This is a genomic window from Thermodesulfatator atlanticus DSM 21156 (assembly GCF_000421585.1).
Taxonomy (GTDB): domain Bacteria; phylum Desulfobacterota; class Thermodesulfobacteria; order Thermodesulfobacteriales; family Thermodesulfatatoraceae; genus Thermodesulfatator; species Thermodesulfatator atlanticus.
The window spans coordinates 1-21866 of the sequence record NZ_ATXH01000023.1; the positions used below are offsets into that span (position 1 = coordinate 1).

General features: G+C 46.8%; 17 protein-coding genes. 12 read left to right on the plus strand and 5 right to left on the minus strand.

Annotated features, from left to right (window positions below):
• Positions 1–257: 257 nt before the first annotated feature.
• Together tsaE and H528_RS0109130 are read right to left on the minus strand one after the other, a co-directional pair.
• A complete protein-coding gene (tsaE, locus tag H528_RS0109125; protein ID WP_022854015.1) occupies positions 258–671 on the minus strand; it encodes a tRNA (adenosine(37)-N6)-threonylcarbamoyltransferase complex ATPase subunit type 1 TsaE in 414 nt (137 codons plus the stop codon).
• Positions 658–2229 carry a bifunctional ADP-dependent NAD(P)H-hydrate dehydratase/NAD(P)H-hydrate epimerase gene (locus tag H528_RS0109130; RefSeq protein WP_022854016.1) on the minus strand — a complete coding sequence of 524 codons (1572 nt, stop codon included), beginning with the start codon at positions 2227–2229 and terminating at the stop codon, positions 658–660. Before H528_RS0109130 ends, tsaE begins: the two co-directional genes overlap by 14 nt.
• Positions 2230–2441: 212 nt before the next feature.
• On the opposite strand from H528_RS0109130, the gene H528_RS0109135 reads away from it, so the two are divergent.
• Genes H528_RS0109135 through H528_RS0109145 form a run of 3 tightly spaced genes read left to right on the plus strand, consistent with a single transcriptional unit; the run spans position 2442 to position 5548 of the window.
• The gene (locus H528_RS0109135; RefSeq protein ID WP_022854017.1) at positions 2442–3059 is read left to right on the plus strand and encodes a hypothetical protein; all 618 of its coding nucleotides are present in this window, start codon (positions 2442–2444) and stop codon (positions 3057–3059) included.
• Complete coding sequence (bioA, locus tag H528_RS0109140) at positions 3037–4425, plus strand: adenosylmethionine--8-amino-7-oxononanoate transaminase (RefSeq protein ID WP_022854018.1); 1389 nt, start codon at positions 3037–3039, stop codon at positions 4423–4425. Before H528_RS0109135 ends, bioA begins: the two co-directional genes overlap by 23 nt.
• Entirely contained in the window at positions 4412–5548 is a 1137-nt protein-coding gene (locus H528_RS0109145; RefSeq protein ID WP_022854019.1) for an aminotransferase class I/II-fold pyridoxal phosphate-dependent enzyme, read from the plus strand. The genes bioA and H528_RS0109145 overlap by 14 nt, the downstream gene beginning before the upstream one ends.
• Here the strand turns inward: H528_RS0109145 and H528_RS0109150 are convergent.
• From H528_RS0109150 to H528_RS0109160, 3 genes are all read right to left on the minus strand, one after another.
• Positions 5536–6297 (minus strand): acyl-CoA dehydratase activase, encoded by a 762-nt coding sequence (locus H528_RS0109150; protein ID WP_022854020.1) that lies wholly within the window; start codon positions 6295–6297, stop codon positions 5536–5538. The two genes, H528_RS0109145 and H528_RS0109150, sit on opposite strands and share 13 nt — an antisense overlap.
• Positions 6294–7556 (minus strand): double-cubane-cluster-containing anaerobic reductase, encoded by a 1263-nt coding sequence (locus H528_RS0109155; RefSeq protein WP_022854021.1) that lies wholly within the window; start codon positions 7554–7556, stop codon positions 6294–6296. Before H528_RS0109155 ends, H528_RS0109150 begins: the two co-directional genes overlap by 4 nt.
• Before the next feature lie 404 nt (positions 7557–7960).
• Positions 7961–8491 (minus strand): coenzyme F420 hydrogenase subunit delta, encoded by a 531-nt coding sequence (locus H528_RS0109160; RefSeq protein WP_022854022.1) that lies wholly within the window; start codon positions 8489–8491, stop codon positions 7961–7963.
• A gap of 273 nt (positions 8492–8764) precedes the next feature.
• Between H528_RS0109160 and H528_RS0109165 the strand changes: the two genes are divergently transcribed.
• The 9 genes from H528_RS0109165 to H528_RS14730 all read left to right on the plus strand — a co-directional run bounded on the left by H528_RS0109165 (position 8765) and on the right by H528_RS14730 (position 21857).
• Positions 8765–10528, plus strand: a complete 1764-nt coding sequence (locus H528_RS0109165) for a formate--tetrahydrofolate ligase (RefSeq protein WP_022854023.1) — start codon at positions 8765–8767, stop codon at positions 10526–10528.
• Positions 10529–10714: 186 nt separating this feature from the next.
• The gene (gene folD / locus H528_RS0109170) at positions 10715–11617 is read left to right on the plus strand and encodes a bifunctional methylenetetrahydrofolate dehydrogenase/methenyltetrahydrofolate cyclohydrolase FolD (RefSeq protein ID WP_022854024.1); all 903 of its coding nucleotides are present in this window, start codon (positions 10715–10717) and stop codon (positions 11615–11617) included.
• A gap of 58 nt (positions 11618–11675) precedes the next feature.
• On the plus strand, positions 11676–13697 hold the full coding sequence (gene cooS / locus H528_RS0109175) for an anaerobic carbon-monoxide dehydrogenase catalytic subunit (RefSeq protein ID WP_022854025.1): 2022 nt from the start codon (positions 11676–11678) through the stop codon (positions 13695–13697).
• A gap of 20 nt (positions 13698–13717) precedes the next feature.
• Positions 13718–16786, plus strand: coding sequence for an FAD-dependent oxidoreductase (locus tag H528_RS13350; protein ID WP_157608214.1), 3069 nt, complete (start codon positions 13718–13720; stop codon positions 16784–16786).
• A gap of 18 nt (positions 16787–16804) precedes the next feature.
• The gene (locus tag H528_RS14340; protein ID WP_169352792.1) at positions 16805–17563 is read left to right on the plus strand and encodes a hydrogenase iron-sulfur subunit; all 759 of its coding nucleotides are present in this window, start codon (positions 16805–16807) and stop codon (positions 17561–17563) included.
• 3 nt (positions 17564–17566) lie between these two features.
• The gene (locus H528_RS0109195) at positions 17567–18127 is read left to right on the plus strand and encodes a 4Fe-4S binding protein (protein WP_022854028.1); all 561 of its coding nucleotides are present in this window, start codon (positions 17567–17569) and stop codon (positions 18125–18127) included.
• A complete protein-coding gene (locus tag H528_RS13360; RefSeq protein ID WP_022854029.1) occupies positions 18120–18497 on the plus strand; it encodes a hydrogenase iron-sulfur subunit in 378 nt (125 codons plus the stop codon). Before H528_RS0109195 ends, H528_RS13360 begins: the two co-directional genes overlap by 8 nt.
• 11 nt (positions 18498–18508) lie before the next feature.
• A complete protein-coding gene (locus H528_RS0109205) occupies positions 18509–19192 on the plus strand; it encodes a methylenetetrahydrofolate reductase C-terminal domain-containing protein (protein ID WP_022854030.1) in 684 nt (227 codons plus the stop codon).
• Positions 19193–19205: 13 nt separating this feature from the next.
• Entirely contained in the window at positions 19206–21857 is a 2652-nt protein-coding gene (locus tag H528_RS14730; protein WP_022854031.1) for an acetyl-CoA decarbonylase/synthase complex subunit delta, read from the plus strand.
• The last annotated feature ends 9 nt before the right edge of the window (positions 21858–21866 follow it).

Sequence of the window (21866 nt, forward strand, 5' to 3'; positions counted from 1 at the left end):
GAAAATCCAGCTATAGAATGAAAGTTCAGGAAATAATTATGAGATAGCTATTAAGGTAGGATTATGTTTTGATTTTGTAAAATTTGATGGATTTTTGGTAGGAAAGAAGCTTTTTGCTGCCTAAAAATTTCAGTAAAGAGTTAAGAAAAGCCAGGGGAAGCCTTTTTTCGGAATTTTTATACAGCTATTTTTGGGTTCATAGAGATGAAAATCGCTTTTATCAATAATTACACACCTTATCCGGAAATTAAGCTAATTTAGTTTTTTTCAATTGTGATTTCGCGTTCTTCTGGGCCTAAAATTTTGAGATGAACTTTTATTTCTTTATCAAAAGAAAAGGGTAGTTTTTCACTCCATTCGATAACCAGGATCCCTTGGTCGGCAAGTTCTTCAAGCCCGAGGTCAAAAACATCTTCAGGCTCAAGACGGTAAAGATCAACGTGAAAAACAGGCACTCGCCCAGGGTATTCATTTATAATTGCAAAAGTAGGACTCTGAACATAATAGTCTTGAGGGACCCCCAAGGCCCTGGCAAGCCCTTTGACAAAAGTAGTCTTCCCCGCGCCAAGGTCCCCGAAAAGAAGAATAACTGTGCCGGGCTCAAGGGTTTTCCCAAAGTTTTCCGCAATTTTTTGGGTCTCTTCAGGGCTTTGGGATTTAATTTTTTCCAAACTCTTTCCTCACAAGGAGTTCTTTGATAGCCAAAGGTATAGTTTCAGCCACTTCTTGGGCAGTATATCCCCAGGGGCCTTTTCGCTTGGCTAAAATATCCGCGGCATACCCGTGTAAAAATACTCCCAGGCAGGCTGCGGAAAATGCTTCATATCCCTGTCCTAAAAGGGAAGCGATAAGTCCTGTTAAAACATCGCCACTTCCTCCGCTGGCAAGCCCTGGGTTCCCTGTGGTGTTTACTGCTTCGCGGCCATCTGGGGATACAATAACCGTAGCAGCACCTTTTAAAACAACTACGGCATTGGTTTCCTTGGCCGCAGCCCTGGCTGCAAGTAGCCGGTCTTCTTGGATTTCTTCTTTGGGGACATCAAGTAAACGAGAAAGCTCACCAGGGTGTGGGGTTATAACCCTAGGGGCCTGGGAGCGCCTTAAATGGTAGGGTTCTCCTGACGTAGCAGATAGGGCATCAGCGTCAACTACCATGGGGAGTTCCACCTGCGCTACAAGCTTGTGCACCAGCTCAAAGGTTTCCGGGTGAAGACCAAAGCCCGGTCCCAAGGCCACTGCCTTTTTTCCTACCATAAAGGAAATGATTTGGTCAAAGGCGCGGTATGAAAGGCTTTGGATAGGTGTTTCCTTAGGGAGCGGAAAAGTCATGGCTTCAACGAGGGTTGTTTCAAAAATATGATTAAGACTTTTAGGACACACCAGCGTGACAAGTCCGGCCCCGCCCCTTAAGGCCCCCTGGCAAGAAAGGATGGCGGCTCCAGTTTTCCCTTGAGAGCCGGCAAGCACCGCTACGTGCCCATAAGTGCCCTTATGTGAGTCTTGCGGGCGAGGCTTAATGGTCTCACACGCCCAGTTTACATCAAGACAAAAACGAGCAGGGCCTTTTTCGGCGATTATTTTTGCGGGCATAGAAATGTCGATTATTTCGAGCTCGCCGACATAATCTTTTCCGGGATAAATCAGCTGGCCAACTTTGGGAAGCGCCATGGTGGCACAGACCGTGGCCTTAACCGCAATACCTAGGGGACGGCCTGTATCAGCGGAAAGCCCTGAGGGCATATCTACTGAGACCACTATTTTTTGACTTTTGTTTATGAGTTCAATGGCCTTGGCAAAACGTCCACTGACTTCTCGAGAAAGCCCTGTTCCAAAGATAGCGTCAACAATTATCTGGTTTTTTGAAAGGGCTTCTTCAAGAGGAGATAGATCATCAGTGGTCAAAAAGTAAAGGGGAAGCCCCATGTTTTTGATGATCTTCAAGTTAACTTGTGCATCACCTTTGAATTTTTCTTCTTCTGTAAGGGAAAAGACTTTAAGGGGATAGCCTTTTTGAAAAAGATGGCGTGCTACCACAAAACCGTCTCCACCATTATTCCCAGGACCACAGACAATTACTACTCCTTGGGAAGCTTCTTGGGCAAAGCGTGAAAGAATGAGTTCTGCAATCCCACGGCCCGCATTTTCCATGAGTACTAATCCGGGGATACCGCATTCTTCGATGGTGTAATGATCAAGGGCTTGCATTTCAGAGGCGTAAACCAGTTTCATGTTCCTTCCCCCTGTTTTAATGACATTACTTATACCATGTTTTAAAAGGGAAAGGGATTTGAAAGATTGCAGACTGCTAAAATATCACCTAAAAAGAGTTTAAACCCAATATGAATTAGGCATTAAAAGCCCGAGGCTGTTTAGAATACGTTCCTCTTTTTCGGAACGGAAAGGAAGGGTCCAGTGTCTTAAAAAGATTTTAGGAGTTTATCATGCGCTTTATATTGTTGTTAGTTTTGCCTTTTTTGTTAGGAGCTTGTGGTGGGCCAAAGTACGTTATTAAGGAACGCTATCTTGCCCCCATGGGGCTTTCTGGGGAGATCTGCCTCAAAGAGTGTCAGCAAAAATTCGAAAAATGTCAGCAAAATTGCCAGAAAGAATATCAAAAATGTTTGGCGGCTGTAAGGGTTGAAGCAAAAGAAATATACCAGAAAGAACTTTTATCCTACCAAAATACGCTTACCACGTATGAAGAAGAGTTGCGTCTTTATCGCTTAAAGCTGTCTCGCTATCAGGAGAACTTGAATCGCCTAAAAGAAGACTATCAGTTTTTTAAAAAAATATGTAAGCGGGATAAGGACCAGTTTGCCTGTCGCAGAAAAGACGAGCTAGCTAAAAAACTTGCAAGACTAAAAGGCCAAAGGCCTATAGCTCCCCTTAAACCCAAAAGACCGTCGCTTACTGCCATTATAACCGAGCTTTCTGCTACCTGTGTCTCTGATTGCGGATGTAAGGACTTGTATGATAAATGTTTCCTTTCCTGTGGAGGAAGTATTATTCCTGAGAAAATTTGTGTGGAGAATTGTGATGAAAAAATGGGACAAAAGTAAAATCCTTGAGCTTGACCGTAGGCATATCTGGCATCCTTATACCCAGATGAAAGACTACGAGAACCGCGACCCCAAAGTCATTGTCTCTGCCCAGGGGCTTAAGCTTAAAACCATCGATGGCGAGGAACTCTATGACTCTATTTCTTCCTGGTGGACCAACGTCCACGGGCATCTTCATCCCGCTTTAAACCATGCCATTTGTGAGCAGCTTTCGTTGCTTGATCATGTCAATTTTTCGGGCTTTACCCATCCTTACGCCACAGAAGTGGTCGCAAGACTCAGGGAGTTTTTGCCGCAAGAGCTTTCACACTATTTTTTCTCAGATAACGGTTCTACAGCGGTGGAAGTGGCCCTTAAAATGGCCTTCCAATTCTGGCAAAACAAAGGTGTTAAAGAAAAGACCCGCTTTGTGTGCCTTGAAAACGCCTACCATGGAGACACCATCGGCGCGGTAAGTGTAGGCGGTTGCGATCTTTTTTTCGAACTTTATAAACCCCTTACCTTTAAGACTTACCGTGCACCAAGCCCTTATTGCTATCGCTGCGAAGAACACCAGGGCTTTACCCTTTCTGCAAATCATGATTGCAGCCTTCGTTGTATTGATGGCTTGGAAAAAATCTTTGAAGAAAAACACAAAGAGATCTGTGCCGTTATTGTTGAACCGCGCATGCAAGGGGCAGGGGGCATTTTAATCTATCCTCCCTCCTATCTTAAAAAATTACGCAGGCTTTGTGATCAATATGAAGTGCTTTTAATTTTCGATGAGGTGGCCACGGGCTTTGGTCGCACTGGTACCATGTTTGCCTTTGAACAGGCAGGAGTTGTCCCTGATATCATCTGCCTTGCCAAGGGGCTTACTGGTGGCTATCTCCCCATGGCGCTTACGGTTACCACCGAAGAAATCTACCAGGCCTTTTATGCGGATTATCTTGAAGGGAAAACCTTTTTCCACGGCCACACTTACACTGCCAATCCCATTTGTTGTGCAGTTGCCTGCGCTAATCTTAAACTTTTTGCTGAAGAAGACCCCCTTAACAAAACCAAAGAAGCACGAGAATACTTCCATAAAATCTTGCTAGAGGCCTTTTCAGAGAACCCGCATGTGGGAGATATTCGCTATGTCGGCTATATCGGGGCCATTGAACTGGTGAAAGACCGAAAGACAAGAGAGCCTTTTCCTCAGGCTTTGCGCCTTCCTTTTAAGATTTATATGCGCTCTCTTGAAGAGGGCCTGGTGCTTCGCCCATTGGGGGATGTGATCTACTGGTTTTTACCGCTTTGTATCACGAAAGAAGATGTTTCTGAAATAATTTCTCGCAGCCAGAAAGTTATCGAAAAAGTGCTCAAAGAACATGGGGCTTCCTGACTTAGAAAAAGAATTAGGAGAGCTTAAAGCCGAACATCGTCTGCGCATTTTGCCTCCTATTGAGGAGCACCAAGGACCTTACGTAAAAATCAAAGGACACTGGCTCTTAAATCTTTCCTCTAACGATTACCTAGGTCTTAGCGAAAGACTTAGCCTCCCTGAGATAATTAAAGAGCAAGGGCTTGACGGCTTTGGGGCAGGGGCTGCGCGTCTTCTTTCAGGAAATCACGTGCTTTATCAGGCCCTTGAGGAAAAACTCAGTGCGCTTTATGGCAAGGCCGCCCTGGTGTTTTCTTCGGGATATCATGCAAATATTGGGGTGATTCCAGCTCTTTGTGGCAAAAAGGACTTGGTCTTTGCCGACAAGCTGGTGCACGCAAGTATTATTGATGCGCTTAGGCTCACTCACGCTAAATTTTTTCGTTTTCCCCACCAAGACTTAGACACCCTTGAAAGACTTTTGCGCAAATATCGCGGCCAATTCCGCCGTGCTGTGATTGTTACCGAGTCCCTTTTCAGCATGGATGGGGACTTAAGCCCCCTTGAAGACCTAGTTGCTTTGAAAGAACGCTACCATGCCTTTTTGGTATTAGACGAAGCCCACGCAATCGGTGTTTACGGAAAAAGAGGGCTTGGCGTATCTGAGGAAAAGGAGCTTATCCCCAAGGTTGATCTGATTGTAGGGACTTTTGGAAAGGCCCTTGGAAGCTACGGGGCCTTTGTGATAGCAGAAAAAGCTATCATTTCTCTTCTTGTTAACAAGGCACGTTCTTTTATTTTTACTACGGCGCTTCCTCAGGTAATTGTGGCCGCTAACTTAAAGGCTTTAGATCTTCTTCCCAAATTAGAAAAAGAACGCTTAAAACTAAAGGCCCTTACCCAAAGATTTCGCAAAGAATTAGGCCTTGATGGTGATTCTCCTATTGTGCCCATTGTGGTAGGAGAAAACGAAAAAGCACTTTTTCTTGCGCAGGAACTTTTTAAAAAAGGCTACTATGTGCCAGCCATAAGACCACCCACTGTGCCGGAAGGCACGGCACGCCTCAGGGTTTCCTTAAGGGCAGATATTACCTGGGACGGCCTTGGGCCATTGGTTGCAATGATAAAAGACTATGCCCTCTGATTGAGCCTCTGGGAGCCATAAAGGGCTGCTCCCAGGGCCCCTGTTAGCTGGGGATTCTCTGGGACCAAAATCGAATTTCCAAGTAGTTCCTCAAGGGTTGCTACCAGGGCTTTGTTATATGCCACCCCTCCGGTGAATATGATAGGATTTTTGGCCCCTACTTTTTTAAGGAGGGTTAAAGACCGCTTGGCAATGGAATTGATAATACCTTTGGCAATTACTTCACGGGCTTCACCTCGTCCGATAAGCCCGATAACCTCACTTTCAGCAAAGACAGTGCAAAGAGAACTTATTTTGGCTGCTGTTTTAGCGGAAAGCGCCAAACTTGAAAGTCCTTGAAGATCCACACCAAGGGCCCTGGCCATTACCTCAAGAAAACGTCCTGTGCCAGCTGCGCAACGATCGTTCATCTCAAAGCGCAAAACTTTGCCAGAGGAGTCAAGCAAAATAGCTTTGGTGTCTTGTCCGCCTATGTCCAAGATGGTGCGTGCGGTGGGAAATATATGGCGCACTCCTAAAGCGTGGGCCTGGATTTCCGTAAGGATTTCTGCTCTAAAATGCTCTTTGGCTAAATAGCGGCCATAGCCTGTGGATACTAAGTAGTCATATTTAAAGTTAGATAACAAGTTAGCAATTTGTTCTTTGGGATTATAAGATGTTTCGGTGCATAAGTATTCTTTAATATTGCCATCTTTTAGAAAAACGAGTTTTATGCTACGTGAACCGATATCAAGGCCAATTATTTTCATTTTAAAATTTCTAAAAAGGCTTCAATTCTGGTGCGAAGTTGTTCTATATCTTCCTGGCTATAATCTGTTTCAATATTCAAAGTGGGTACTTTGTCAATTTTTTTGTTAACTTTATAAACTTCGGTAGTATAAGGATCACAAAATTTTAAACTATAATTGATCAAACCATGTGCGGAAAATTCATCTATCATCGATTTTATATTCTCAATGCGTTCGGCATTAGGTGTAAAAATGGCGCAGTCTATTTTTAGATATCTTGAGGCAATATCTTCCAAGAGATCTTCTACGTTAGAACCTTTTGGTTCTACGAGGTTGCGGATATTTCTTGTCCCTACGCATGATTCTTCTCCTACGATTATCGCTCCTGAGGTCTCCACAAGATAATGTAGTTTCCAGTTTGGTATTGCCATAGGACAACCAGAAACGATTATTCTAGGAGTGCCAGGCGGACAAACGCCTTCTTTCCTTTTAATACGTTCTTCTAACTCATCGCATAATTCATTTACCTTAGCGGTGAATCTTTCTGGATCATCATAAAAAGAGATTTGGTTGATAAGTAAAACATCGAGCCCTGAAATTGGAGGAGGATCAGCTTTTCTTAAAGAATTTAGCCTTTTTAAGGCTTCGCGGCGTTTATTTATAAGTTCTATGGCTTTTAATAGGTCGTCTTGCGAAATTTTATTTCCGGTGCGAGATTCTATTTCGCTTTTGAAGTTGATAACTTCGTTTTTCCATAAATCAAAAGAGGACTTGTCTTTCTTTTGAGGAACGTGCATAACATATGTTTCTTTGTATTCGTTAAAGATTTCGTAGGCTTTCTTTTTCCCGTCACAAGTAGTTTCTCCTACTACGAAATCACAGATTTCTACAAAAGGGCAGACTTTAGACAATTTGAAACCAAAAAAGGCTTTTATAAGGGGGCAAATGTTTCGCGGAAGCACTTCTTCTGCCAATTCAAAGCCGATTTCCGCCCCAGCACAAAGCCCTACACATATTCCGTTTGCAGCCCATACTATTTCTTCTGGCACAAAGACACAAAAGGTACCCAATACCAGGCGGTTTTCCTTTTTGGCTTTGAAAAGCTCCTGTATGCGGGCCCCATGGATACATGAGACAACTTTGTCAAAATATTCCATGCCTTCTGGTCTATTTTTTTGGGAAAGGTAGATGTTTTCGTAAAAGCCCTCAAGCACGTGCAAGAGGTTATCGTGGGCCTCAAGGTTTATGCCAAGTTCCTGCCACATTTTTTCGTAGCTCATTTTAATCCCCCCTGCTTTTAGGGTTTGTAGATTGTAATCCTAACGATGTCGGGCTTTTAGTATTCTATCGATCTGTGGATGCTTGAGTCGCGTACGCTCCTTCAGCATGACGGTGTCAAGTCGTCATCCTGAGCCTTCCCCTCAAAATAATTTATTTACATGAAATGTAAAATAGTTTTTACCAATAAATATTTCCTGATATATAGCTTTTGCGAAAAAATAGACTCCCTGATTGGAGGATAAGACGTTTTCCAAGATCTAAGAGAGACCTTTGCAAAATTGTTGGGATAAGTGTTGTCAGCACAAGCGCAAGGGATCCGTTCCCATTTTTCGGAACGAAAAATAGGAACGGTTGCTCGAACGGGCCTTAAGAGAAGGTATTTTGCAAAGGTCTCCTAAGGGCTTTAGAAGACTAAGTTTTTAGCGCTTATTAAGTCTTTTACGGAATAGATACGGCTAACTTTGCCAATATTTTCTTCAAGAATTTTTCTTTTTACGATATTTATTACCTTTCGAGCGGCTTTAATGGCCTTTATACTAATAATTGCTTTTCTAGTTTGTTCAACAGAAATGCTAATGATTGTAATATCTTTGGGTAAAGCGTCTATTAATTTTAGTAAATAGAAAGAATCGTATATCTTTTTATATGGCTGAATATGAGATACCAAGGGATATCTTTTTAAAAAGTCGTCATAATCCCAGCAAAGTATTTTGCCAGGTTTTAGGTTTAAAACAGCAGGAACAATGATAATAGCTTCTTTCTTTTTGAAGAGAAAAACGTCAAGTTTTTCGGTTTCTTCTGCTAAAAAGACCAATTTTGCCTTCTTTTCTAATCCTTCCAGGGCAAGGGCTTCGATAATGTAATAGCTAATTCCCAAATCACCCTTAAGAAGATGCCCCAAACCAATGAGGATTGTTTCTGCTTCTATAATCATTTCGTCTTTTCATGTTATTTTTCAAAAATTAGTAACACCAAAAGGAAAAACTGTAAAGGTTGTTTATTTTCAAAACGCAAAAGTATTTATCTTTAAAGCTTTGAATTTTTCAAATAATTCTATTTTAGCTTTCAAAAATTATAAAATTTAAACTTTAATTTGCTTGCATTTTTTTATAAAAATAGTTTATATAGACAATTTATCTCGGATTTAAATATTTTGGTCATTTAATTCCCTTTCCAGACTTTAAAAAAATTAAGAAAGGAGGTCTTCATGAAGCTTGATCCAACCAAGATGAAGGATTGGGAGATTGCCGCTGAAGCAGAAAAGAACATGAAAACCGTTTATCAGTTGGCAGAAGAACTTGGCCTTGAAAAAGAGGAACTGCTCCCTTACGGCCACTATGTGGCAAAGATTGATTATCGTAAAGTGCTTGAGCGCTTAAAAGATAAGCCTAATGGCAAATATATCGACGTAACCGCAATTACTCCCACGCCCTTGGGTGAAGGTAAATCCACCACTTCGATTGGTTTAGTAGAAGGCCTTGGTAAACGCGGTCAAAAAGTAATTGGGGCTCTTCGTCAGCCTTCTGGTGGCCCAACAATGAACATAAAGGGCTCTGCTGCTGGTGGCGGCCTGGCACAAATTATACCGCTAGATAAGTTTTCCTTGGGGCTTACCGGAGACATCAACGCCATTATGAACGCCCACAATCTTGCCATGGTAGCGCTAACCGCCCGTATGCAACACGAGTTCAACTACGACGACGAGACCCTTGCTAAACGTGGGCTTAAGCGTCTTAACATTGATCCCAAACGTGTAGAGATGGGCTGGATAATTGACTTTTGTGCTCAGGCCCTGCGCCATATCGTTATTGGCCTGGGAGGTAAAAAAGACGGCTACCCCATGGAAAGCAAGTTCTGGATTGCGGTAGCCTCAGAGGTCATGGCCATTCTGGCTGTAGCCAAAGACCTTAAAGATTTCCGTGAGCGCATTGGAAAGATAGTCGTGGCCTTTGATAAGTTTGGAAATCCCGTAACTACTGAAGATTTAGAAGTAGCCGGGGCTATGTGTGCCTGGATGGTAGATGCCATCAATCCCAATATGATTCAAACTATCGAAGGCCAGCCCGTGCTTATTCATGCGGGTCCTTTTGCCAATATTGCTATTGGGCAGTCTTCTATTATTGCTGATTACGTGGGGCTTAAACTCGCTGACTATAACGTCACAGAGTCTGGTTTTGCGGCTGATATCGGCTATGAAAAATTCTGGAACATCAAGTGCCGCTTGTCAGGTCTTACGCCGGATTGCGTGGTGGTAGTAGCTACTATCCGGGCACTCAAGTGCCATGGAGGGGCACCAATTCCTCTTCCAGGTAGGCCCATCCCTAAAGAATATCTCGAAGAAAACCTTGAGTGGGTGGAAAAGGGCTGTGAAAACCTCTTGCACTGTGTGAACATTGTGAAGAAAAGCGGTGTGACCCCTGTGGTCTGTATCAACGCCTTTTACACAGACACCAAAGACGAAATAGCCCTGGTAAAACGTATTTGTGAAGAACATGGCATCCGTGCCGCTGTCTCTGAACACTGGCTAAAAGGTGGAGAAGGTGCCCTTGAGCTTGCCGATGCGGTGATGGACGCCTGCAACGAGCCGTCTAACTTCCGTTTCTTGTATGAACTCGACGAACCAGTGAAAGACCGTATCGAAAAAATTGCCAAAGAAGTCTATGGTGCAGATGGGGTGATTTATCTTCCTGATGCGGAGGCCAAGATAAAGCTTATTGAAGCAGACGAAGAACTGCGCCGTATGCCTATTTGTATGGTGAAAACGCATCTTTCCCTTTCCGACAACCCTGCCTTAAAAGGGGTGCCCAAAGGCTGGCAGCTTCGCGTAAGAGACGTGCTAATCTATCGTGGCTCTGGCTTTATTGTTCCTGTTGCCGGAGACATAAGCCTCATGCCAGGTACTGGCTCTGACCCTGCCTACCGTCGCATCGATGTTGACGTAGAGACTGGCAAAGTGAAAGGCCTATTTTAAGCCGAATGACTGGGGAGAAATTCCTCGTCAAGTGGGGAATTTCTCCTCAGTAGAATTTCCCCTTGGGAATCTTTTTTGTTTGGTTTAGTGCAAAAATTTTTTAGAAAATGATTAATAAAATCGCACTTTTTCTTGGCACATCCTTTGCTTTCTAGGTCGGCCAAATTTGTGGGGGAGGTATGCTAAATGGCGGCTAAGATAATAAGCGGTAAAGAAATTTCACAGGAAATAAGAGAAGAGCTCAAAAAAGAAGTCAAAGAGCTTAAAGAAAAACACGGCGTTACTCCGGGGCTGGTGACCATCCTTGTAGGGGAAAACCCGGCCTCGGTTTCTTACGTGACTGCTAAGCAGCGTACTGCTCATGATCTCGGGTTTCATTCTGTGCAGGAAAATTTGCCAGAAGATGTCTCTGAGGATGAACTACTCAAGATGATAGAAAAGTATAATAACGACCCTGCTATCCACGGCATTTTGGTGCAGCTTCCTTTGCCAAAGCACATTTCCGAGCAAAAAGTCCTTTACGCCATTGACCCGCGCAAAGACGTAGATGGTTTTCACCCCGTAAACGTTGGCAAGATGGTCATTGGAGAGCCCTGTTTTATTCCCTGCACCCCAGCAGGCATCCTTGAAATGCTTGCACGCACAGATGTAGAGGTAACCGGGGCTGAGGTCGTAGTGGTTGGTCGCAGCAACATTGTAGGGAAACCTGTGGCCATTCTTCTTATGCAGAAAAGAAAGCCTGTGGGCAACGCCACGGTAACCGTGTGTCACACCGCCACTAAGGACATGGTTTTTCATACTAAGCGAGCAGATATCCTTATAGTCGCAGCAGGGCGCCCCAAAGTAATCACAGGCGATATGGTAAAAGAGGGGGTGGTGGTAATTGACGTAGGCGTAAACCGCATTGGCACTACCCCTGAGGGTAAGGCCATTTTGTGTGGGGACGTTGATTTTGATTCAGTCAAAGAAAAAGCCGCGGCCATTACCCCGGTTCCAGGAGGCGTTGGTCCCATGACTATCACCATGCTCATGAAGAACACCGTAGAAGCCGCCAAGATGTGGGCGGGGCTCCCTAGTTCAGTTGGTTAGATTTGATAGTTTTTAAAAATATGTTTAAATTAAATGAAATTCTAAACAGGAGGAACCCATGGAGCCTCGTCTAAAGAAAAAAGAATCCTGTCTTTCGTGTGTAGTTAATCAAGACGTTTACGAAAAAATTCAGGGCAAAGTGCTTACGGCTCCAGATCGGGTCGGTAAAAGGGGAACAAAGCCCTGTCTTTTTGGAAAGGGCGGCACCTGTTGTCACGTCTGTAACATGGGGCCGTGTCAGATTATCGAAGGCGTAGAAGAAATGCGAGGTGTTTGCGGCGCAACTGCGGCTACAGTGGCGGCGCGGAACTTTTGTCGCATGGTAGCTGCTGGGTCTTCAGCGCACTCGGATCACGGCCGCGGGATTGCTGAGGTTTTTTACGCCACGGTTCACGGAGAGGCCGAAGACTTTGAGATAAAAGATGAGAAAAAACTCCGCATGGTGGCCTATTATTTCGGCCTAGACCACAAAAAGCCCGTAAAAGAGCTTGCCAAAGAAGTAGCGGTTAAAGCCCTGGAAGAATTTGGCAAACAACATGGCGAGCTTGCTTTTATCAAGCGTGCACCAGAAAAGCGTCAGGAAATATGGCGCAAGCTCGGGGTAGTACCGCGCGGGGTTGACCGGGAAGTCGTTGAGATGCTTCACCGCACCACTGTTGGTGTTGACCAGGACTATCGTAGCCTTCTTAAGGCCTCAGTGCGTTGTGCCCTGGCTGACGGCTGGGGAGGCTCCATGATTGCTACTGAGCTTCAGGACATTCTCCTTGGGACACCTCAACCAATTAGGGCTACGGTTAATCTTGGCGTGCTTAAAGAAGATATGGTGAATGTAACGGTCCATGGGCATGAGCCAGAAGTGGCAGAAGCCCTTGCTATTGCCGCCCAGGATCCCGAGATCCTTGAAGAGGCCAAAAAAGTAGGGGCCAAGGGTATTAACCTTGCGGGCATTTGCTGCACCGGAAACGAAGTGCTTATGCGCCGCGGGATTCCTATTGCGGGAAGCTTTGTGCAACAGGAACTTGCCCTGGCCACTGGGGCGGTTGAGGCCATGATTGTTGACGTGCAATGTATCATGCAAAACGTGGCCACGGTGGCCCAGGCTTATCACACCGCGGTGATAACCGTTAGTGACAAGGCTGAGATCGAAGGGGCCATGCACATGCCCTTTGACCACCATCACCCTGTGGAAAGTGCTAAGAAGATCCTGCGCGAGGCCATCTCTCGTTTCCCCAAAAGAGACAAAAGTGCCGTCTATATCCCGAAAGACAAAATGGACGTGGTGGCTGGCTTTAGCCACGAGACCATCCTTTACATCCTTGGTGGGCGCTTCCGGGCGTCTTATAAGCCCCTTAACGAAAATATTATTAACGGTCGTGTTCTTGGGGTTGCGGCCATCGTGGGTTGTGACAATTTCAGGGTTTTTGAACGTACGCATGCAGAGCTTGCTAAAGAACTTATCGCCAACAATATCCTGGTGGTGGTCACAGGGTGTGCGGCCACTGCTATTGCCCGTGAGGGGCTTCTTTCTCCTGAGGCCGCAAGTCTTGCAGGAGATTCTTTGCGGGAGGTGCTTGAGGCAGTTGGTTGCCCACCGGTACTCCACATGGGGTCCTGTGTTGATAACAGCCGTATTTTGATTGCACTTACTGAGATGGTTAATGCTGGTGGTTTAGGCGAAGATTTTGATGATCTTCCAGCCATTGGATGTGCGCCGCAATGGATGAGTGAAAAGGCGGTAGCTATTGGGAATTACTTTGTAGGAAGCGGTGCCTGCGTGGTCTTTGGGCCGAACTTCCCCACGGAAAAGAGCCAGGTGGCTACCGATTATCTTTTCCATGAATTCTACAACATATTTGGTGCGCCCTGGGTGGTAGCTCGTGATGCCAAGGATTTTGCCGCGGTAATGATCGACAAAATCAAAGAAAAGCGCAAAAGGCTTGGGATCGACAAACCTAAGCCGCGCATTCTCTTTGATATGGCTATGCGTCGGGCCCTTGAGGCACCAAAAGTATCACCGTTCCACGGCCTTGGTTGCTTTGGTCCCACCCACCTGCGGGTGGAAGAAGAAGCCGAAGCTTAATCTTTTGGTAGGGGTGTTTGATGGCTAAAGAAATAAAAGGAAAAGTGATGGTATTGGGAGGCGGCATTGCAGGGGTTCAGGCCGCCCTGGATTTGGCTGAGCTCGGCTTTTACGTCTATCTGGTAGAGAAGAAGGCCTCCATTGGCGGGGTGATGGCCCAGCTTGATAAGACTTTTCCTACTAACGATTGCAGCATCTGAATACTTGCGCCCAAGTTGGTGGAGGCCGGGCGGTCTCCCAATATCGAAATAATCACGCTGGCAGAGCTAAAAGAAGTCTCCGGCACCGCTGGGGACTTTAAGGCCAAGGTGTTGATTAAGCCGAGGTACGTTGATCCCAAGAAATGTACTGCCTGTGGGCAGTGTATGGTTTATTGTCCGCGCGAGGTGCTTGACGAGTACAACGAAGGTCTTGTCTTTACCAAGGCGGCGCGGATTGACTATCCCCAGGCTGTGCCTACGGCCTATTATCTTGACGCCAAGGCCTGTTTAAGGGTCCAGCACGAAAGTTGCCAGCTCTGTGCCAATGTTTGTGGTCCCAATGCCATAGACTTTGATCAAAAGGCTGAAGTGCGTGAGCTTGAAGTGGGAGCCATTGTTTTGACCCTTGGCTTTGGCCGCATTCCTGAAGAAGTGCTTAAAAAATACGGCTACGGCAAGTTTCCTGACGTGCTTACCAGTTTGGAAATTGAACGCATGACCTGTGCTTCTGGCCCAACAGAAGGCGAAATCGTGCGGCCTTCTGATTTTGCACATCCGCACCGCATTGCCTTTTTGCAATGTATCGGCTCAAGGGATGTAACCTGTGGCAACGGTTATTGTTCGTCGGTTTGTTGTATGTACGCCATGAAAGAGGCCTCGGTGGTGAAAGAACACCTTCCTGAGGCCGAGATAGACCTCTTTTTTATGGATATCCGCACCCAGGGTAAAGGCTTTGATGAAGCTTTCAAACGTGCGGTTGAAAAATATAATTTCGGAACCATCTATGCCCGGGTGCCGAGGGTCGATCAGGTTGGACGAAAGCTTGCCCTTACTTACGTGACCGAAGACGGAAAAAGCCACCGCAAACTCTACGATATGGTGGTTCTTTCGGTGGGGCTTGATGCGCCTAAGGATGCCGAAGCCCTTGCTAAAATTTTAGGCATAGAGCTTAACCCTTATGGCTTTGCCAGGACGAAGACCGCGGCTCCCCTTGAGACCAATGTGCCCGGCATCTTTGTGGCCGGAGCTTTTCAGGGGCCTAAAGACATTCCCGAAAGCGTTGTCCAGGCCCAGGGAGTAGCGGCAAGGTGTTCTGAGCTTTTGGCAGAGGCCCGTGGCAAAGACGCTGTCTTAAAGGAGTTTCCTCCTGAAGACGAAGAGCTCGAGCGTCTTGAGCCACGCATTGGCGTGTTTATTTGCCATTGTGGCGTAAACATTGCAAGTGTAGTGGATGTTCACGAGGTAACACGTTACGCTGCTAAGCTCCCAGGGGTGGTGCTTGCAGAAGATGTGCTTTATTCCTGCTCTCAAGATGCCTTAAACGAGCTCGTTAAAAAGATTAAAGAACACCGCCTTAACCGCATTGTCATCGCGGCCTGTAGCCCAAGGACACATGAGCCCCTTTTTCAGGAAACCTTAAAAGAAGCAGGCCTTAATCCGGCCCTCATCGAGATGGCCAACATAAGAGACCAGTGTTCCTGGGTTCACGCCTTTGACCCTTACGCTGCCACCGCCAAGGCCAAGGATCAGGTGCGCATGGCCGTGGCCAAGGCTGCCAGGCTAACTCCCCTTGAGGTGCAAAAGGTCGAAGTTACTCCTTCTGCCCTGGTTATCGGGGGTGGAGCAGCCGGGCTGTCAGCGGCCCTTTCCATTGCAGAACAGGGTTTTGACGTCTTTTTGGTGGAAAAAGAAAAAGAACTAGGCGGCAACCTTCGCCGGGTAACAGGGCTTCTTTCAGGAGAAGAACCACAAAAAATTTTAGAGGACCTGATAAAACGCGTAGAGGCCCATGAACGGATAAAAGTTTATAAGGAAACCACGGTAGAAAACGTCTCAGGTTACGTGGGGAATTTCACTTCAACCCTCAGGGGCCCTTCTGGGTCTGAGGTCATCAACCACGGGGTGGTGATTATCGCTACCGGTGGACGCGAGCACCGCCCTGAGCTCTTTGGCCTTGGCAGAGAAGAAAAAGTCCTTACCCAGCTTGAGCTTGAGACGGAGTTAGCAGGGAAGGCCGAAAAGATCTCCCGCGCAAGAAGTATCGTGATGATTCAGTGTGTGGGCTCACGAGGCGAAGACCTTGCTTATTGCAGCAAGCTTTGCTGCCAGCAGGCAGTTAAAAACGCCCTGCGCCTTAAGCGACGCTATCCCAAAAAAGACGTTTACATCCTCTTTCGTGATATGCGGACTTATGGCTTTGCTGAAGACGCCTATCGTGAGGCAAGAAATGCCGGCGTTATCTTTATTCGCTATCAACCTTCTCAAAGGCCTGAAATAGCCAAGAAAGGCAAGCAGAGGTTTGTCAAGGTCTATGACGCGCTGTTAGGCGAAGAGCTTTTGATCCCAGCAGACGTATTGGTTCTTTCGGTAGGTATTGCTCCAGGGGAAAACGAAGATCTTGCCAAGATTATCAAGGCCCCGCTTACAGGGGATGGGTTTTTCCTGGAAGCCCACGTAAAGCTTATGCCTGTTGAGCTTGCGGTTGATGGAGTCTATGTGTGCGGTCTGGCGCATAGTCCCAAGCCCCTTGATGAATCTCTTGCCCAGGCACGGGCAGCCGCAGCCAAAGCTGCTATTCCCCTTGCCAAGGGCTTTGTTGAGGTGGCGCCCATTGTTTCTCGCGTTGACCAGCAAAAATGCATTGGTTGTGGGATTTGCGCTGCGCTTTGCCCATACGGTGCTATCCAGATGGTTAAGGTGGGTAAACGTAAAAAGGCAGAGACTATCACCGCATCTTGCAAAGGTTGTGGTATTTGTGCTTCGCACTGCCCAGTTTTTGCCATAAGTATGGGCGGTTTTACCGATGAGGCCATTTTGGCCCAAATAGAGGCCTTTGGAAGTTTTGTTGAGAAAGAAGAGAAAACAGAAACTGACGAAGAGGCAGCGTAAAACTTAGAGGAGTAGGCTATGGGGTTTGAGCCGAAGATACTTTCTTTTTTGTGTAACTGGTGCTGTTACGCTGCGGCAGATTCTGCCGGGGTGGCACGTTACCAGTATCCGCCCAATAACCGGGTGATAAGGGTGATGTGTACCGGGCGTATTGACCCGGTCTTCATTATAGAGGGTTTCCATGTAGGAGCAGATGGCATCCTGGTAGGCGGGTGACACCTTGGTGAGTGTCATTACCAGTCTGGTAATTACGAAGCCATCATAATAGACGAAGCAACCAGGAGGATTCTTGAGGCGGTGGGCATTGATCTTAACCGCCTGGCCCTTAAGTGGGCTTCTGCGGCAGAAGCTCCTCTTTTTGTGCAAATCGTTACTGATTTCACAGAAAACATCAAAAAACTGGGCCCTCTTGGGGAAAAAGAAGGTATATCCCCTGAAGACTTAAAGTTTCGCCTAAAAGCTGCGCGTAAAGTAGCAGAAAACATGCGTTTTCGTACGGCCATTGGAAACATTGCCCGGGAGCTTAAAAAAATGGGTGATTATGCCTATGAAACCATTGCCCAAAAAATAGACGAAAAGATTACTCCTCTGGTGAAAAAACTTCTACTGGAAGAAGAAGTCAAAGAACTACTCAAGAGGGGTCCGGCATCAATTGATACTTTACTTCAAAAAACTGGTGCAAGTAGCGATGATATCGTTCCTATTCTTGAATCCTTAGCTAAAAAGGGTAAGCTTGAGAAACAAGGCGACCTCTGGCAACCAAAGGCCAAGGAGTAAAGGATGCTTGAGCTTAAAAAAGATGCATCGCTGATAGAAGAAATCAGGCAACACGAAGCCCCGGAATATTTTACCCAGTGTTTTCGCTGCGGGGCTTGTTCTGGCATATGTCCGGTTGAAAAAGTCGCTCAGGATTTCGATCCACGGGTCATTGTGCATGCCCTTCTTTTAGGGCTTAAAGAAAAGCTTCTGGCAGACGATACCATCTGGAAGTGCTCAGGGTGCGGTTCCTGTATCCCCGTTTGCCCCATGGATGTTAAGCCCATGGAAGTAATCAAGGCGTTAAAGGCCTTGGTTGCGGAAAAGGACCCTGAGTTTGCGCTTGAGATGCGGTTTAAGGCGGGAAGGCTTGCGCGCGTTAATCCCGAAAAATGTATAGCCTGTTTGACCTGTGTCAGGGATTGTCCTTTTTCAGCACCAGCTATTGTGCCTGATGGTTATGCGGTTATTGATCCGGAAAAATGTAGGGCGTGTGGTATTTGTGTGGTGGAGTGCCCTGCTCGGGCTATTGAGCTTAATCCGTCGCCGGAAATGGCCGCGTCCTTAGGAGGCCAGGATGTCTAAGATGAAGCTTTGTGTACTTTGTTGCCATTATACTAACGAAGCCATGCCGGAAGAGCTTGCAGATATTCCGGCAGAGATCCATATAAAGCGTTTTCCGTGTTCAGGACGTATTGAAGTGGTTGATATTTTGCGGGCTTTTGAAGACGACGCTGAGGGTGTTCTGGTGGCTGGGTGTGAGCGCAATTCCTGTCATAATCGCACAGGTAGCCTTCGCGCAGCAAAGCGCGTAGAGGCCGCCCGTGAGCTTCTCAAAGAGATAGGCTTTAATCCTCAAGTGGTGCAGATGGCCTTTGTACCTCGCCTTGATACCGGGGCCTTTATCGAAGAAGTAAAAAAACTTTTTGAAATCATTTTAAAAACTAAGAGTTAGAGAGGATAAGTATGATTATTGCTGAAAGAAAGCCTATTGAGCGTATTCTGCAAATGATTGAACCATATCAAAAAATAGCGGTCTTGGGTTGCAGGGGGTGTGTGGCGATTTGTTCTGCTGGAGGAGACCGAGAAGTAGAAACTCTCGCTTCGGCCTTAAGGCTTGCCCGTAAAAAGCAGGGCAAACCCCTTGAGACCATTGAAGAAACTTATGTCAGGCAGTGTGATCCTGAGTATTTAAAACCCCTTGCTGAACTCAAAGAAAAAGTAGAAGCGGTGGTGTCTTTAGCCTGTGGGGTAGGGGTGAATCTCTGTGCGGATTTGTATCCGGATCTTAAGATTTATCCCGGGGTGGATACCACTTTTTACGGGGCTAACCCTGCCCTTGGTGAGTGGGAGGAAAAATGCAGGGGCTGTGGCGACTGCATCATTGATCTGACCGGGGGGATTTGTCCCATTGCCCGTTGCGCCAAAAACTTACTAAACGGCCCGTGTGGTGGTTCTCAAAATGGCAAATGTGAGATCAACCCTGATACTCCCTGTGTATGGCAAGAAGTCTACGATAGGCTTAAGGCACGGGGGGAGCTTGATCGGCTTACAAAGATTTGGCCAGCCAAGAACTGGATCCCTGCAGGATATGGCGGCCCGCGTAGGAGGGTACGCCCAGATCTCCAGATAAACAACAAAAAAGCTTAACCAGGAGGAGCAGGTGAGCGAGGAAAAGAAATACATAAGCCACTTGGAAAAAGTCCTTAAAGAAGGCCATTTTGCTGTTACCTGTGAAATAGGGCCTCCCAAAAGCGCTGATGGCGATGTGGTGCGGAAAAAAGCCCGTATTATCTGCGGCTTTGTAGATGCGGCCAATATCACCGATTGTCAGACTGCTATCGTGCGCATGTCCTCTATTGCCTCTGGGGTTTTGGTGCGCGAAGAAGGAGTTGAGCCTGTCATTCAGATGACCTGCCGTGACCGCAACCGCATTGGCATACAGGCAGATCTCCTTGGGGCTTCAGCCCTTGGGATGCGAAATCTCCTCTGTCTTACGGGAGACCACCCTAAATTTGGCAATCATCCTGAGGCCAAGGGTGTTTTTGACCTGGATTCTATCCAGTTGCTTGACATGGTGCGTCGCATGCGCGACGAGAAAAAATTCCAATGTGGCGAAGAGATAAAAGGAAAGGCTCCAGCGTTCTTTTTAGGGGCTGCGGAGAACCCCTTTGCAGATCCCTTTGAGTTCCGCGTACAAAGGCTTGCCAAGAAGATGGCTGCCGGGGCGCAGTTCATCCAGACCCAGATCGTCTATAACCTTGAGCGTTTCCGCAAGTTTATGGAAATGGCAAGGGACATGGGCTTAACAGAAAAGATTTTTATCCTGGCAGGTATTACCCCGCCCAAATCTTTTGGTATGGCGCGGTATATGAAGCATTTTGTCCCAGGGCTTGATGTGCCTGATGAGATCCTTAAACGCCTTAAAGATGCTAAGGACGCCCGGGAAGAAGGCATAAAAATAGCAGTCGAAATAATCGAAGCATGCCGCGAGATCCCAGGTATTGCTGGTGTTCATATCATGGCCATTGAATGGGAAGAAGCCGTGCCAGAGATTGTAAAGCGTGCTGGGCTTCATCCACGGCCTCTGGCTGAAGAAGTCAAGCCCCCGCGGGTGGAAAGGCCTGTGGAGATTGTTCCGGAAAAGGCCGCCGAAGAGGCTCCCGCTGAAGTCCCAGAGGAAGTGCCTCCTAAGGTGGAGGTGCCTGTTGAGGCCCTCAAACAGGTGTTTTCATCTTTACATAGCAGCCTTGAGGCCCTGCGTGACGGGGTGAACATGCTTCATGACGGGCTTGCGAGCCTTGAGCGCCTTCTTCTTGGTGGCAAAGCCCCTGAAGTAGCGCCTGAGGAAAAACCAGCACCACCTGAAGCACCAGCTGTTTCCAAAGAAGAAGAAAAGGCGAAAAAAGTTGCCGATCTTCTTTCTGCTGCCAAGGCCGCTGAGGAGGGAAAAGATCTAGAGAAGGCCCTTTCCCTTTATAAGCAGGTTCTTTCCCTTGAGCCTGAAAACGAACTTGCCAAGACCCGTATTCCAGATATCGAAAAAGAGCTGAAGATAGCTGGGTTAGTTAAAAAGGCCCAAGAAAAACTTGAGGCTCAAGAGCTTGATGAAGCAGAAAAGCTTTTTAAGGAAGTCCTTGCCTTAAATCCTGAGGAAGGGCAGGCCAAAGAAGGCCTTGAAAAGATAAAGGCCTTACAGGCTGAGCGAGAAAAGCCGCCAGTTGCCGAGCCAAAGCCAGAAGAAACTAAACCAGAAGAAGCTAAGCCGGCAGAAGCGGCAAGGCCTGTGGCAGAGGCCCCGGAGGTCTCTGAGCTTTTCGTTTTTCCAGATCTTGGCACCGAGTATCGGGATGTTTCTGAGCGTGCCGCGGGGATCCCTGAAGATATATACAAAGAGCCAGGCACTGCCTGGATCAAAGAGGTAACTCTTGGGGACGGAGACAAGAAGATAGCCTTTGGAGGGACTAATGTTTTACCCTTCCATCTTTTTGAAGGTGAGATGAAAAACCCGCCGCGGGTGGCCATGGAAGTATTAGACGTTAAGCCTGAGGACTGGCCTGAGTCCCTGGCCAAATATTTTTCAGATGTTTTTGATGATCCTGGTGCCTGGGCCAAAAAATGCGTTGAGGTTTATGGTGCTGAGGCGATCAACGTCTATCTTGTTGGAACGGATCCCAATTTTCTTAACCTTGGTCCTGATCATGCGGCCAAGGTGGTTGAAAAGGTGGCCAAGGCGGTAGATGTGCCCCTGGTTATCTGGGGTTCTGGCTCTCCTGAAAAAGACGTTGAAGTCATCAGAGAAGTGGCCAATGTGCTTGGCGCCAAAAACGTCATGGTTGGCCCGGTGGTAGATACGAATCACAGGGCCCTTGGGGCTACGGCCATGGGATATGGCTACGCCCTTATCGCCTCAAGCCCCATTGATGTTAACCTTGCTAAACAGCTCAACATCTTGCTTGAAAACGTAGGGGTGCCTCTTGATCGCATTGGCATGGACCCCTCTGTTGGAGCGGTGGGTTACGGGCTTGAATATACCTATTCAGTAATGGAGCGCATCAGACTTGCCGCACTTTATGCCGGAGACGATAAGCTCCAGGTGCCTTTTGTCATCAACGTAGGCCGCGAAGTCTGGAAGACCAAAGAAGCAGGGCTTCCCACCGACGAAATCATCGGCGAGCAGGAAGTGCGCGGCATAGCCCTTGAGGCCATCACGGCCATTTCTCTTCTTATGGCTGGGGGAGATTTCCTTGTGATGAGGCATCCTAAAGCCATAGAAGTTACCCAGAAAATTATCAAAGGCCTTATGGCCCAATAAAAATTAAGG

Coding starts and splice junctions, on each gene's coding strand:
- H528_RS0109130 (WP_022854016.1), bottom strand. CDS start 2,229: ATGAAACTGGTTTACGCCTCTGAAATGCAAGCCCTTGATCATTACACC.
- H528_RS0109135 (WP_022854017.1), top strand. CDS start 2,442: ATGCGCTTTATATTGTTGTTAGTTTTGCCTTTTTTGTTAGGAGCTTGT.
- bioA (WP_022854018.1), top strand. CDS start 3,037: ATGAAAAAATGGGACAAAAGTAAAATCCTTGAGCTTGACCGTAGGCAT.
- H528_RS0109145 (WP_022854019.1), top strand. CDS start 4,412: ATGGGGCTTCCTGACTTAGAAAAAGAATTAGGAGAGCTTAAAGCCGAA.
- H528_RS0109150 (WP_022854020.1), bottom strand. CDS start 6,297: ATGAAAATAATTGGCCTTGATATCGGTTCACGTAGCATAAAACTCGTT.
- H528_RS0109155 (WP_022854021.1), bottom strand. CDS start 7,556: ATGAGCTACGAAAAAATGTGGCAGGAACTTGGCATAAACCTTGAGGCC.
- H528_RS0109160 (WP_022854022.1), bottom strand. CDS start 8,491: ATGATTATAGAAGCAGAAACAATCCTCATTGGTTTGGGGCATCTTCTT.
- H528_RS0109165 (WP_022854023.1), top strand. CDS start 8,765: ATGAAGCTTGATCCAACCAAGATGAAGGATTGGGAGATTGCCGCTGAA.
- folD (WP_022854024.1), top strand. CDS start 10,715: ATGGCGGCTAAGATAATAAGCGGTAAAGAAATTTCACAGGAAATAAGA.
- cooS (WP_022854025.1), top strand. CDS start 11,676: ATGGAGCCTCGTCTAAAGAAAAAAGAATCCTGTCTTTCGTGTGTAGTT.
- H528_RS0109195 (WP_022854028.1), top strand. CDS start 17,567: ATGCTTGAGCTTAAAAAAGATGCATCGCTGATAGAAGAAATCAGGCAA.
- H528_RS13360 (WP_022854029.1), top strand. CDS start 18,120: ATGTCTAAGATGAAGCTTTGTGTACTTTGTTGCCATTATACTAACGAA.
- H528_RS0109205 (WP_022854030.1), top strand. CDS start 18,509: ATGATTATTGCTGAAAGAAAGCCTATTGAGCGTATTCTGCAAATGATT.